We start from the raw sequence: 12,769 nt of genomic DNA, 5'->3' as shown, positions 1-12,769 counted from the left end.
TTTGGAATATGAATTTCTCTTGCAACATGATGAGAATGAAGCAGATGTGGTGGAGGTACTAAATCTTGAGAGAAAGAGAATAACGTTGAGTACTCACTCTACAGATGAAAACCCTACTGATGTCAGCAGAAATCGGAAGGTAACCCTCTTCTTTAAGCCGGAAACCTAGGAGATATTTCGACGTTGAAATGGTACTTGCTTCGACTAGCTAACAAACAGACCCGAAACACCATTGTGTTCCGGGTCGCTCCCTTTTTCCGAAGCTGGAAAAATAACGATAGAACCCTTAACAGCGACTGAGGATCAACTTAGTCATAATGGAATTAAACAGACTAGAACAGCCACCCTGACCTTGTCGAAAAACAACCTCCCATCCTACCATACTGTAAGTGTCATAGTCGAACTAGATCCAATATGATTTACTGAACCCCGCAAGGATGCTCCTATGAACGATCGAGTCGTTGCGTTGTTTGCAGCCATCCATACTTCTGGTTTCCTCGAATCCGTCGCCGTATGCTGGTTTTGGGTAATTCCCTGGTCCCTTAATTACTCCTGACACTCGTTTTTGTTTGCTAATATTGTCTTATAAAGCTGTACTTTCCTATCCAACATCTGAATATAAGACATCAATTGATTTACTTGAGATTGAACGTTTTCCTTTTGCTTTAGTAATAAGTCTATTCGATGCTCTATGGTATGATCACCTTGTACAAGGAGATTTACAAACTTCTTAATGTCTATTACAGGCATACCTGTTTCTTTGAGGCAACATATAAATTGGAGAACCTCCAAGTCTGTCTTCTCATAGATTCGAATTCCACTGCCATTTCGTTTAACAGAAGGCATAATACCTTCATTTTCATAGTAACGTAATGTGTGGATGGATAATCCGGTAGTCTCGGCAATCTCTCCGATTGTATATCCCATGACCTCATAACTCCTGTCGTGTTGGTCTGATAATTATTTCATTTACTGCTATTTCTTCTGGTTGAGACAGAGCATAGAGTATTCCATTTGCTATTGCATTTGGAGACAGTGCTATATCCATACTATCATCTATTTCTTTCTTGATCGATTCTGTTGATATAGTATTGGCTAATTCCGTCTTCACGCCTCCAGGGCAAATGATAGTAGTACGTATGTTGTTTTTCACCTCCTCTTGCCTGAGTGCCTCTGTAATCGCTCTGACTGCGAACTTTGTCCCGGAATAAACTGCCCATGTCTTATGGACAATATGACCTGTAACAGAAGAAACATTTATAATATGACCTTTTTTCTGTTTTCGCATATGGGGAAGTACTGAATCAATTCCATATAGAATTCCTTTCATATTTACATCTATCATCTGGTCCCATTCAGAGACTTTTCTTTCATGTAAATATGAAAGTGGCATGATTCCTGCGTTATTAATCAAAACATCTACGTGTCCGAATTTTTCGATCGTATACATGACTAAATCTTCTACTTCGCTTTGAGATGAAACATTAGTGACTTTGTATTCCACTATCCGCCCTCTTTGTTGTAATTCTCTTTGAAGATAAAGCAATCGTTCTTCTCTTCTAGCTGCCAGAATCACCTTAGCGCCATTTTGAGCCAAAAGTCTAGCGGTTGCCTCACCAATACCACTAGAAGCACCAGTTAAAATTATTACTTTACCTTCTACATGTAACATATATCTGCACCTCTTTTCTGTGATGTATTTTAGTGTATTATCTTGAGTTAACTCTAGATCAAGTGATTTTTCATAAAAAGGAGGTAATCCGAGGTAACTTCAAAAACGGCCATAAAAAAAGGAACAGCGATAGGTAAAAACACTGTTCTAGTCTTGTATCAAACTGCGTAGTTCCCTTTCCGCAACCTCATCAGGCAAAGTAGAAGAACCAATAAAAAATACAAATATAAGCTAGAGTGACAAATTTGCCCTATTAGGCCTAGAACCAGCAACTTACGACTGAGGGACAAAACCATATAATGGAATCTATCTGATGGACTAGTATCTTTCTTTAAAAATGAGTGACCGATTGGATCCATCTAAGATAGACCCAATCGGTCATTGCTCCGTTAAGGAGCTAAGGGGTTACGGGCATCCGGTCCCATTACCGTCACAGTCGCCACCAGGCCTCGCCCCACAGAGGCAGCTGCCCATCAGAGGGCACGGTATCTGGGGGAGCTCCAGAAGAAGCGTCCCTGCACCAGCCTGATTGTTGGAGGGCTTCGGCGTTTCGATCTGATTGGTGTTGTTGGTCATAATCGTTCCATGATGGGACAAAAGGAGCATCCATCGATTTTGGTATCATCTAACCATTAAATAGAAAGGAGACCGATCCAATCCAAAATCGGTCTTTTGCTTATATGGGGAAATCATGAATCATCCGGTCATACTCATCTTGATCCTTTGTTATAAATTTCAAGATTTTTACCAGAAACTTTCCATACCGCTACGAAATGCTTCAGGATCATTGTTCTCTAACCCAAATAGGGCTTCTTGAAGTGCAAATGTACCATGATAAAAATGAACCCGGTCGACAAATAACGCGACATCTGGCTCCACATCTTGCAATATATGAAAAAAATGATTTCCATAGGAAGCTAGAAGTGCTGCATAATCAACTGCCGGATCGCCTAGATCAAAAGAACTGAAATCTATAATACCACTAAGCCTTTGTCTCTTCGAGTTATACAAAATGTTTGATGTGCCAAAATCGCCATGAATCCAGACAGGATGAATATCAAAATGAGCCTTATTTCCCAAAAACTCTTTAAAATGTTCTTCTGTTCGATATATCCCTTTTTTACTCATATATGGAAATAACTTCTCTTTGATTTGTTTATAAAGATCGGACCATTCTGTATAAATCATTTTCCCCATCTCTTGGTTGTTTTCCACATCAACTGGAATACTATGGAGTTCTTTGAGAAAATCGGTTAGTTGTTTGGCCAACTCCCAATAAATATTAATTTTGTCAATTTCATTAAAAATACGGTCTGTCAGTGGTTCTCCCTCTATTTTAGGATAACCCATAAAAACACATTCTGCCTTGTTCTGATGCATATTCCGATAGATTGGGTTAGGAATCGATAACGAGACTCGTTCTCTAATCATATCCAGCTTTTCGACTTCGATTTTAAGTTGTTTGATGCCTGACCTATATTTGGGAAAACGAAAGATCAAGTTAGAGTTTATGAGTAAAATATCATTGTTTTGTCCTGTTGATATCGGTTCAATTTTTGACAAAATCAAATCTGGATATAGATGGCTTATACATTCAATATATTTCAACATTTTATGCATGTTCTATTCTCCAAACTTTAATATAAATTGGAACTGATCATTCCAATTGTACTTCAGTAATAGATAACTTTGAATATACTTCAATGGGTTAATTATAAATATTTGCAGTATATTTGGTGATGACCTCATCATAATCTGGATACTTATATCCAAGACTTTCTGCTACAGATTTAGAGTATTTTCTAAATAATTCGTAACAAGTAAATAAAGACTGCCACATGTTGTCATAGCCATTCTCTGAATAAGTTGACAGTAATGTTTCCCAATCCTCTCTTAGGTAGATAACAATTAATAAATTTATAGTTTTTTCCTACGCTAAAGAAATAACTGTGCTCTAATTCAATTTGCCAAGACATCATTCTTAACAAATTAGGGCGGGCGATTTCGTTTAAATGATCAATTGCAATCGTCCGCTTACCTTTGAGTTTCGGACCTACAATGACAGTGAAATCGTAACGCTTACCATTCATCATAAGGCTACCAACATGTGTTGTTCCAACTGCCAATTTATCTCCAAAATCTTTTTTGAATGAATAGGAACATTTCTATTTTATCAGAAATTCAGATTTAATACGATAACAGACAGATCAAAACAAACTCAACTGCTGACCAGGATCAAAATGTAATCGAAACTGCTTGTCGCATCCTTGTATATAGATTTTCGTGATTTACCCTCCAATAAGTATTGACATTACTATATTTTTTAATAAATGTATAGAAAGACTATGCCGATTAACAGGGAGTTATAATGGCGAAAAATCCATACAATAACCATCTCCAGGAACTGAAGAAGATCCGTAAGGATCATCACAGTTACACTCTAAAGGCAGATGTGTATCTGGATACAGCTGAGAGAAGCCTGAAGAATGGCGGGGATGATGTCAATCTCAACATTGACTGGGCAATCGAGGAGCTAGAGGGTCATATGCCTGATGACCACAAGGCGTTTATCACGGCACTTCAAAAGCTTAAAATCAAGATCCCGGCTACCTACGGCGTGAATAGCTTTTAATAGAGACTCCTTAAAAAACAACCTCCTAGATTGATTACTATATAAAATTTAGGGAATTATGATAAATAATGTAAATTACCGCAATAATAAGGAAAGTATTATAGATTAGAGTCGTCCAATCGATGACTCTTTTTGATTTTTAGGCCAAATGGACATCTTCATGCAATCTTAGATTACTGATTAAAGTTTTCTGGTCAAATCGTATTAATGGAGATTATTTATCCAATTGAGAATCTGTAAAGATGATAATTGTAAGTTCCGTTTTTTAAAATGGAGTTGGAAACTTAGGTATTTTTAGTTTTTTCACTGCCTGGGAAATCACCACTCATTATACTAAAACAAGTGAATACCGACACGATTGACATTACGATTGAAACAACATTGACAGTAGCATGAGCTTCGAACAATTCACTCTGTTAGAGAGGGAACGGTATTAGTCCAATTCAAGACGCATCAGACTCAGTTAGGCTTTGCGGTTTTGCTAAAATATTTTCATTATCACCATCAGTTTCCAAAGGGTGCAGAAGATGTTCTGAAAGTGGTGCTCAGATATATTGCTCAGCAAGTGAATTTGCCAGCAGAAACCTTTCAAGAATATTCATGGGAAGGCAGACAATAAAAAATCATCGAGCGAATATTCGTTCCTTTTTGGTTTTCGCTCTGAAACCAAGGAAGACATGAAAGACATTAACCAATGGCTAAAATCCAACTACTTGGGCAACAGTTTCGGTATCAATTTTACAACTAAATCCCCACTACACCTCTTAATAGATTATATCCACTAAAAATGTTAAATCAAAAAGAGCCATCTATGGGATGACCCTCATCTTTGTTCTAGACAACCGAGTTGCTAGAGCATACGAAAATCTGTATAAATTTATCTAAACTTCGTTTCCCAATTGAATCCTATCTCGGGATCGTCGTAAGAGATACGAAACTCATCTGGATCACTAGCCTGATAAGATTCTGTTGTAAAATAGATGATGATCGCAGGTTCTTGACCTAGTACGCGGTACCCATGTGCTACTCCTACTGGTATCAGCAAAATGGATTGGTTCTCTTCGCCCATATAAAACACTTGTGTTTCTTTATATGTGGGAGACCCTTCACGCATATCATGTAAAACAACTTGGGCATTGCCTTTTGGGAAAAACCAAATATCATCTTGCTTCTTGTGATAATGAAAAGCTTTTATCACATTGGGATAGGACATCGAGTAAGAAGCTTGCCCAAACCTGCGAAGTAATCCATCATCATCACGAAGAATCTCCATAAATGATCCTCTGTCATCTGGATGTTTCAATAGTTTTTTATATACTACTCCCTCAATCATTTCGGTTCACCTACCAATTTCAAATACTCTTTTAACCCTGATTGCCAGGATGGCAAAGGGGAAGTTTTCGTTGATAAAAGAACACTATTTGCTGGGCGGATTGCTGGTAGAGCTAAATCTTTTGTGTAGATAGGCTGAATAGAAACATCTAGAGATGAGAGCTCACAAATCTCCTTAGCAAATTGATACCAGGAACAAGAGCCACTTCCAGCGGTATGTCTAATCCCTTGGTCATCCGTTTCTAACAAGGAAACGATTTTATAAGCAAGATGTCTGGTGAAAGTTGGACACCCAATCTGGTCACTTACAACACGTAAATGCTCTTTTTGCTTTGCTTTTTGGAGAATAGCACGAACAAAATTATGACCATGTACACCAAAAAGCCAGGATGTGCGTAAAACGAGGGAATTTGGACACCACTTCGCAACCTTCTGCTCTCCTTCTAACTTGCTTCTCCCATATTGATTTAATGGATTTGTCTCATCATCTTCCACATATCCTGAACTTTTTACCCCATCAAAAACATAATCCGTACTAATGTAGATCAATTTGATCGATAGGTTATTGCAAGTTTTTGCAATCTCTTCCAAAGCTATAGCATTAATAGCATAAGATAGGGATGGGTTTTTCTCAGCTTCATCTACCTTGGTATAAGCTGCACAGTGAATCAACACATGTGGCTGTATGTATTCCAGCCACTTTTTCGAATGACTTGGGTGTGTAATATCCCATTTATTTTTATCAAAAGCATACACGTAATGACCAGACTTCCAACAAGCTTTGACCACATCTCTACCTAACTGTCCTCCTGCCCCATTTACCGCAATTTTCACAAACAGCTCTCCCATTGATTTTTGTACCAATCCACCACTTTTTCTATACCATCGGTGAAAGAAATCTTAGGTTTCCATCCCAATTCAGTTTGAATTTTGGCTGTGTTTAATGAATATCTAACATCGTGACCTAGTCGATCAGCTACATAGGTGATCTGCTCTTTATCCCTTTTCATCAAAGATAAGACTCGATTTGCTACTTCTCTGTTGGAAATGGTGCATTCTGCTCCAATATGGTAGATTTCTTGCAGCTTTCCCTTTCTACGAATTAGTTCAATCGCTTCACAATGATCCGCCACGTGCAGCCAGTCACGCTCTTGTAAGCCGTCACCATAAATTGCAACGGGTTTATTTTGCAAGCATGCTGTAATAATACTTGGAATAAATTTTTCCCTATGTTGATGGGGACCATAATTATTCGTACAACGCGTAATAATAACCGGAAAGTCATACGTATTGGCAAATGATTGACATAATAAATCTGCGGAAGCTTTACTAGCTGCGTAGGGGTTCTGCGGATTTAATGGAGTATTTTCTTCTGCTCTGCCAACTGGAAAGCTTCCATATACTTCATCTGTTGAAATCTGAATAAACCGTTTTACTTGAAACTTCCTCGCTGATTGAAGCAACGTGTAAGTGCCGGCTATATTAGTATGGATAAAAGGTTCTGCACTCTGGATACTTCGATCCACATGAGACTCCGCAGCAAAATGGACAACTTGTGTAAAATGATGATTCTCAAAAAGAGAAATAATACTAGATGTATCTGCAATATCTAATTTACGGAAAGCATAGCGCTTATCTTTTTCAAAAGAATTTGTATTTGCAGGATTGGATGCGTAGGTTAACAGATCTACATTGACCACCTCAAACATTTCATCCGTCTGAAGCAATCTTTTCAAATAGTGGCTCCCAATAAACCCCGATCCGCCTGTTACAAGGATTTTTTCCATATAACCTCCTCATCAAAAGAAAGCATATTCGCTTTTAACCACGTTTCTGGTGTCCCAGCATCCGTCCACCAACCTGTAAGAAAATCATAAGTCAGCTGCTGCTGGCTAATATAATGATTATTAACATCTGTAATCTCATATTCCCCTCGAGTAGAAGGGGCAAGTCTCTCGATAATAGAAAAAACGGTGTGATCGTAAAAATAAATTCCGGTTACACAATGATTGCTCTTGGGACGGAGTGGCTTTTCTTCAATAGAAATAATCTTACTTCCATCTACTTCCGCCACACCAAAACGTTGAGGATCATCTACTGTTTTTAACAGAATTTTCGCACCATTTTTCTGCTCCTGATAGCTCTCTATATACGAATGGATAGGATCCATAAAAATATTGTCTCCTAATAACACTATCATGGAATCCTCTCCGACAAAGTCTTTGGCAAGATGAAGTGCTTGTGCAATACCTCCTGCTTCTTCTTGTACCCGGTAAGTAAATCGCGCACCAAAATCTTTCCCGCTACCCAACAAACGAACGACATCTCCCATATGTTCCTTCCCAGTTACAATTAAAATATCACAAATACCTGCTTCTACTAATTTGAAAATAGGATGATAAATCATTGGATATCGTCCTACTGGTAGTAAATGTTTATTTGTGATTTTCGTTAGTGGATAAAGTCTAGAACCAGTTCCACCAGCTAAGATAAGCCCTTTCATCGATTTTCCCTCCCTATTGGATAGGGTATTCACCTATACCTAATTGGTGAAAAAATAAAAAGCAGACACGATTAGTGTCTACTTTTTATCGGAGAGCCATGTTGCTAATTTTTCTTGATCCGCTTCAGGGATAAATGATTGAGAAGGCATACTTCCCTTTCCGTTTTTTATAATTTCTAAGATCTGTTCTTTGGAATATTTCTTTCCAGTTTGTTGCAAAGCTGGACCGAATGCTCCTTCTAGATTTCCGCCATGACACGTAGCACAGTGATTTTGGAAAAGAGTTTCTTCCGCAGATAGCTGAGGACTAGACTTTTGCTGTTGATCCCCTGATTTATTTGACGATGTGTTACATGCTGAAAGCACTAGAAACAGAGATGCAATGGGAATAATGAGCCATCTTTTTTTCAAAGCTTTCTCTCCTTATGGTTTATCTGTCGCTAACTGACTTTTTTTCCATTCTAATAATTCTTTTTCATCTTGTTCTCGTTGAATTTTAAACCACCGAGAAAATACAAGAGCAATTGCTGTAATATAAACGACTTCTTGCGTAATTTTCATAATAACTCCACCAGTTTGCTGATCTTGGAGCGGCGTCATGATGGAAAAGGTAGATACTTGGCTATACATTGGGTAAATAGTGGCATCCGCAAACATGATTAAAGCACATGCAGGAGTTAATAAAACACCATTCGCAAAAATATAGCCTAACTTATGCAATGGCTTCACTTTATCCAATTCTTGTACCGGACAAATAACTGGCCACCACATACACAGAGCAGCAAGGAGTAATATGGTATGGGAGATATTATGATACAAATGGCTTTCCATAATGAAATTAAATACAGCAGGTACATGGTATATAGAAAGAAGTCCATTAAAAACAAACAAAATGATGAGTGGTCTTGTAAAAAAGGTTAGCAAACCACGAAATAATTTTATTTTAAACAAAGGACGAACAAACCAACCTGGTATCCCCAATAATAAAAGCGGAGGCATAACTATGTACATGATAGTCATTTGCGTCATGTGCATGCTAAATAATTCGTGAGATAACAAACTGATTGGACTTCCTTCAGCAAAGTAAAAAAACAAAAGTCCTAAAATAAAGGAAAGCCGGTGAATTCCTTTGACTTTCGTAGCACCAGGAATATATTTCACCAATGGACCTGTTAACAAGATATATACCAATGCAATTGCAATGAAAACCAAATTTAAAACTATATCCCAGTTACTTGCATACAAAAAAAGTTGAAAAAATTGGGATCCATTCATCAAGAATCCTCCTCTCTTCATCTACAACCGATATCTATCTTACCATCTGTCAGCATTCTTTTCCATTGTGCATTGTTAAACTTTCTCAACAATTTGGGTACATACCCATCCCCTCTTTATTCTTACCCGAATAAGATAACGAGGAAGAGCGATGCATAGGAGGGAGAAAGGTGAGAGCTACTACTCTCGGAAAAGCTGCAAGCATTATGCGTGGTAGGTTGTTATCAGGTAAACCAAACTTGCCTGTCCATGAAGTTAACTTTGCGAAATTTCGTGCGTTAAAATCCCATCAAATTTATGTATATACAAAACAAAGCAAATGGGAAAAACAGCTTGCTGCAATCCAAAAAGTCCGACCAATTGCTATTGTTATCCCCACCCACTTGAGTGCAAGAGGAGTTCCGGCTAGTGTAGCCATAATTCGTACAAAAGATCCTTATGCTGCATATTGGAAAATGGCTTTGTGGAACTGGAAACAGATGAATCCAAAAGTAATTGGAATAACTGGGAGTGCAGGAAAATCAACGACAACAGCAATGGTAGCATCTATCTTGCATCAACACTATCAGATGGTGCGAACAGATGGAAACCTAAATACGTTTACATTCCCTATTTCCCTGTATGCACTTGGGCAGACTCCAGATTAAGTCCATTTAGAGGAAAATGGATGGTCAGGATGAATAGTATTGGAAAATAAGTAAAAAACTGTCCATATCCTTATAGGAAAAGCTCATCTACGTGTATAAGGCTATAGAGAATCAGTAACTTCTCCCCACCGAATCTGAATGTTGAGTATCGTTCTCCATTGCACTGATAATGGTGAGAAAACGTGTCGAAAAACCTTCGAACTTTCCCGCGATTCTGCAGATGATGTTGCATCGTGATATAACTGAATGAAGAATAGAACTACATGCATGCCAATATAATTAAACATAACGGGTTTCCTATGCGAGCAGAAACTTTATTCATTATATACTCTAAACAATAAAATATTAGCTTCATATAACCTTTCAAATTTTAACAGAAAAAAGAACCACTCATGTGAATGGTTCACCTTACTATACGATCAATATGGTAGCAATCCTGTCATAGAAATCTGAAATAAGTTCAAAAATTGGGTAAGATAGATGCATTCAAGTATCCAGTATGACTGCCGATCGTCTATATGTTATTTTAAGCGTGGATTTAATTTACCACCTTCAGAATACAAGTAGTGGGGTTAATTTTACTAAATATGAAATAAAAGTCTGTGTTTCGAGCAAACATATGTAAAAAATCGCAGAAAAATTTAGTTAGCACCATTGGTTATTATGTATCTTTGAGATTTTTCTCCTACCCAATCAATATGTCCTCTAATCCAAGATTGTAAAAGATCTACAAATTTGCTTACATCTTGATCTATGTTTGATCCGAAAACAGGTAGTTCTTTCTTTAAATCCAAAAACCGTTCTACCATTCCATTTACTCGTTCAATTACTTGGTTCACTGCATCTTCAACTGTTACTTGATCCTGTTGAACAGTGTGCAAAACCAAATTATGATGAACTTCTTCTTGTAGAATCTCTTTTCCATATGAAAAAAGATCATTACAGAGAGCAATATGCATGGAAGTTATATCTGTCATTTCTCTCAGAATAGGATGATTTTTAATTTCAATAGGGATGTTTATCTTTTCTGTTATATCTCCTAAATCCAATAAAGGGTATACAGCACCTGAAAAATGGCGGTTACGAATATATTCTTCTCGGCTGGGGATTGTACGTAACTGTCGATTGCGTGCTTCCCAGACACAAGAATCAAAATATTCCTTCGTTCTATCTATAAATCGTTCTTGCCATTCAATTTCTGGTTGATATTCGCGAATTCTGCCCCAAATTTCACACAAATATTCAGCGATAGGATCTTGAGCATCTCTTGATAAGGTGGTTCGATCAATTAACAGTTGTACTAAATAATCAAAGCGATGACTAAGTTTAGTATAGTCTAGCCCGATCTCCGAAGTATCACACAAATCATCAAGTAAGAAAAGCAATGCATTATAGTCAGAAAGAATAAATAGTTCTTCCTTTCCAGCATTGGGACAAGAATATGCCACTAACCAACTACAGCGATAGGATCGAAATTTCTGTTCATATTCCGTATTGTCAAAAAAACCAAAATATCTCACCTTGTCATTGATATGTTTTTCTGCATCTATTCCAAATTTACATTCTTGAAAACCAAAAGGAATATACAGCTTCTTAATAACCTCTGATACGGGTTCAATCTTATGCTGTTGTATAACCTTCACCTTCTTCTATTTTTAAAAATGATATCTAGTTACAGAATCCTCGACACCGACAAACCAATGCGTGCTTACACCTAAAGAGGTAAATACAGGTAATAATTCCCCAGTTCTCTCATCAGAAATCATAGCTTCAATAGCTTCTGAAGATGGGAAGTAGACTGTAATACTAAAGAAAATATCCTTTCCCATAGTGTATTGGAACATATCCGATTCTACAGGGGTAATCTCACTATACTGAATTTTCACAACCCCGTTGATCTTAATAGATTCTGGCAAGAATACTTCCTTATATAATTGGATGAAGTGCTCCTTATCCGTTTCAGGATTTGCTTCACAAAGTATGGTCACTGTTTTCATGGTTGTTTTCCTTTCTAGTTGTGATGGGAATAATGGTTTAAAATAATTACAACAAATATAGGAAATACAATATTGTCATCCCTATTCATATAATACCAGATTTTTTCGAATATAACCTTATGTATCAAGAGTTTTTTAGGGTTAAATCAGGTTGAATTTACTGGTATTTGTTTAAGTTCTACATTATAGTACATTAAAAACATGCGTTACACTACTATTTTTTAAATTTTTTTACATGCTATTTTACATATGAAATATTTCCGAGATGAGGCGTATTTTTCCTTATACAATACCAATGCAGAACAAGTAATAGGTTAAATAATGAAGCTGAACAACGATTTTTCTTAAATAACATACATACCTGACACGACAAACACATATTTGATGTATTTAAAATGGAATGTAGTGTTAATGACGAAGGTTGATTGAAAAGGATGGAAAGTATATGGAACAAAAGAAATAAAATAACAATAAAGCGATCTTTCTTCAAGATCACTTTATTGTTTAGATATCATATTCATCCAAATCAACCATATCTGTCGCTTTATTTCTTCTAATCTTTCTTTTCTTTCTTCATCTGTAATTTGTGGAGCAACAACATAAATGGTTGTACCTCCTATCTGGTATACGTTGCTGTATTGATGATCTTGCATAGGCGATCACCTCTGTAAATCGTATGCAGGGAAATGACAAGGACAATCTCATTATTTC

15 protein-coding genes and 1 pseudogene are annotated in these 12,769 nt (G+C 37.0%); 3 read left to right on the top strand and 13 right to left on the bottom strand.

Going from position 1 to position 12,769, the window contains the following annotated elements; all coding sequences use genetic code 11:
- Positions 1–546 precede the first annotated feature (546 nt).
- The 4 genes and pseudogenes from GSM42_RS01420 to GSM42_RS01405 all read right to left on the bottom strand — a co-directional run.
- Entirely contained in the window at positions 547–927 is a 381-nt protein-coding gene (locus GSM42_RS01420) for a MerR family transcriptional regulator (protein WP_160799456.1), read from the bottom strand.
- A gap of 4 nt (positions 928–931) precedes the next feature.
- The gene (locus GSM42_RS01415) at positions 932–1,672 is read right to left on the bottom strand and encodes an SDR family oxidoreductase (RefSeq protein ID WP_160799455.1); all 741 of its coding nucleotides are present in this window, start codon (positions 1,670–1,672) and stop codon (positions 932–934) included.
- A gap of 744 nt (positions 1,673–2,416) precedes the next feature.
- On the bottom strand, positions 2,417–3,292 hold the full coding sequence (locus tag GSM42_RS01410) for a phosphotransferase family protein (protein WP_160799454.1): 876 nt from the start codon (positions 3,290–3,292) through the stop codon (positions 2,417–2,419).
- Positions 3,293–3,380: 88 nt separating this feature from the next.
- Positions 3,381–3,738, bottom strand: a pseudogene (locus tag GSM42_RS01405) (aminoglycoside 6-adenylyltransferase); the annotation flags it as partial.
- A gap of 302 nt (positions 3,739–4,040) precedes the next feature.
- Here GSM42_RS01405 and GSM42_RS01400 point away from each other — a divergent pair.
- Both GSM42_RS01400 and GSM42_RS21255 read left to right on the top strand, forming a co-directional pair.
- Positions 4,041–4,304: a hypothetical protein gene (locus GSM42_RS01400; RefSeq protein WP_160799453.1), complete on the top strand. Its 264-nt coding sequence runs from the start codon at positions 4,041–4,043 to the stop codon at positions 4,302–4,304.
- A 406-nt stretch (positions 4,305–4,710) separates the two neighbouring features.
- Positions 4,711–4,923, top strand: coding sequence for a DUF4158 domain-containing protein (locus GSM42_RS21255; RefSeq protein WP_160799683.1), 213 nt, complete (start codon positions 4,711–4,713; stop codon positions 4,921–4,923).
- Positions 4,924–5,181: 258 nt separating this feature from the next.
- Here the strand turns inward: GSM42_RS21255 and GSM42_RS01390 are convergent, their stop codons facing one another.
- From GSM42_RS01390 to GSM42_RS01365, 6 genes are all read right to left on the bottom strand, one after another.
- Entirely contained in the window at positions 5,182–5,637 is a 456-nt protein-coding gene (locus tag GSM42_RS01390) for a dTDP-4-dehydrorhamnose 3,5-epimerase family protein (protein WP_160799452.1), read from the bottom strand.
- Positions 5,634–6,470: a dTDP-4-dehydrorhamnose reductase gene (rfbD, locus tag GSM42_RS01385; RefSeq protein ID WP_160799451.1), complete on the bottom strand. Its 837-nt coding sequence runs from the start codon at positions 6,468–6,470 to the stop codon at positions 5,634–5,636. The genes GSM42_RS01390 and rfbD overlap by 4 nt, the downstream gene beginning before the upstream one ends.
- Positions 6,467–7,423, bottom strand: coding sequence for a dTDP-glucose 4,6-dehydratase (gene rfbB / locus GSM42_RS01380; protein WP_160799450.1), 957 nt, complete (start codon positions 7,421–7,423; stop codon positions 6,467–6,469). Before rfbB ends, rfbD begins: the two co-directional genes overlap by 4 nt.
- A complete protein-coding gene (locus GSM42_RS01375; protein WP_160799449.1) occupies positions 7,405–8,139 on the bottom strand; it encodes a sugar phosphate nucleotidyltransferase in 735 nt (244 codons plus the stop codon). Before GSM42_RS01375 ends, rfbB begins: the two co-directional genes overlap by 19 nt.
- A gap of 78 nt (positions 8,140–8,217) precedes the next feature.
- The gene (locus GSM42_RS01370; RefSeq protein WP_160799448.1) at positions 8,218–8,550 is read right to left on the bottom strand and encodes a c-type cytochrome; all 333 of its coding nucleotides are present in this window, start codon (positions 8,548–8,550) and stop codon (positions 8,218–8,220) included.
- 12 nt (positions 8,551–8,562) lie between these two features.
- The gene (locus GSM42_RS01365; RefSeq protein ID WP_160799447.1) at positions 8,563–9,414 is read right to left on the bottom strand and encodes a cytochrome c oxidase assembly protein; all 852 of its coding nucleotides are present in this window, start codon (positions 9,412–9,414) and stop codon (positions 8,563–8,565) included.
- Between the two features lie 170 nt (positions 9,415–9,584).
- Here GSM42_RS01365 and GSM42_RS21095 point away from each other — a divergent pair, with 170 nt between their 5' ends.
- The gene (locus tag GSM42_RS21095; protein ID WP_160799446.1) at positions 9,585–10,061 is read left to right on the top strand and encodes a Mur ligase family protein; all 477 of its coding nucleotides are present in this window, start codon (positions 9,585–9,587) and stop codon (positions 10,059–10,061) included.
- Positions 10,062–10,702: 641 nt separating this feature from the next.
- Here GSM42_RS21095 and GSM42_RS01355 read toward each other — a convergent pair.
- The 3 genes from GSM42_RS01355 to GSM42_RS01345 form a co-directional block, all read right to left on the bottom strand.
- Complete coding sequence (locus tag GSM42_RS01355) at positions 10,703–11,704, bottom strand: terpene synthase family protein (RefSeq protein ID WP_160799445.1); 1,002 nt, start codon at positions 11,702–11,704, stop codon at positions 10,703–10,705.
- Between the two features lie 12 nt (positions 11,705–11,716).
- Entirely contained in the window at positions 11,717–12,058 is a 342-nt protein-coding gene (locus tag GSM42_RS01350; protein WP_160799444.1) for a hypothetical protein, read from the bottom strand.
- A 497-nt stretch (positions 12,059–12,555) separates the two neighbouring features.
- Complete coding sequence (locus tag GSM42_RS01345; RefSeq protein WP_160799443.1) at positions 12,556–12,711, bottom strand: hypothetical protein; 156 nt, start codon at positions 12,709–12,711, stop codon at positions 12,556–12,558.
- Between the last annotated feature and the right edge of the window lie 58 nt (positions 12,712–12,769).

This window comes from Shimazuella alba, from assembly GCF_009831235.1.
In the GTDB taxonomy this organism is placed as follows: Bacteria; Bacillota; Bacilli; order Thermoactinomycetales; family Thermoactinomycetaceae; genus Shimazuella; species Shimazuella alba.
The sequence above is the reverse complement of the archived record's forward strand: the minus strand, read 5'-3'. Positions and strand labels throughout refer to the sequence as shown.

Excerpts from the sequence above, each read along its gene's own strand:
- GSM42_RS01410 (WP_160799454.1), bottom strand. The coding sequence starts at position 3,292 with ATGCATAAAATGTTGAAATATATTGAATGTATAAGCCATCTATATCCA.
- GSM42_RS01365 (WP_160799447.1), bottom strand. The coding sequence starts at position 9,414 with ATGAATGGATCCCAATTTTTTCAACTTTTTTTGTATGCAAGTAACTGG.
- GSM42_RS01345 (WP_160799443.1), bottom strand. The coding sequence starts at position 12,711 with ATGCAAGATCATCAATACAGCAACGTATACCAGATAGGAGGTACAACC.
- GSM42_RS01420 (WP_160799456.1), bottom strand. The coding sequence starts at position 927 with ATGGGATATACAATCGGAGAGATTGCCGAGACTACCGGATTATCCATC.
- GSM42_RS01400 (WP_160799453.1), top strand. The coding sequence starts at position 4,041 with ATGGCGAAAAATCCATACAATAACCATCTCCAGGAACTGAAGAAGATC.
- GSM42_RS01375 (WP_160799449.1), bottom strand. The coding sequence starts at position 8,139 with ATGAAAGGGCTTATCTTAGCTGGTGGAACTGGTTCTAGACTTTATCCA.
- GSM42_RS01350 (WP_160799444.1), bottom strand. The coding sequence starts at position 12,058 with ATGAAAACAGTGACCATACTTTGTGAAGCAAATCCTGAAACGGATAAG.
- GSM42_RS01390 (WP_160799452.1), bottom strand. The coding sequence starts at position 5,637 with ATGATTGAGGGAGTAGTATATAAAAAACTATTGAAACATCCAGATGAC.
- rfbB (WP_160799450.1), bottom strand. The coding sequence starts at position 7,423 with ATGGAAAAAATCCTTGTAACAGGCGGATCGGGGTTTATTGGGAGCCAC.
- GSM42_RS01415 (WP_160799455.1), bottom strand. The coding sequence starts at position 1,672 with ATGTTACATGTAGAAGGTAAAGTAATAATTTTAACTGGTGCTTCTAGT.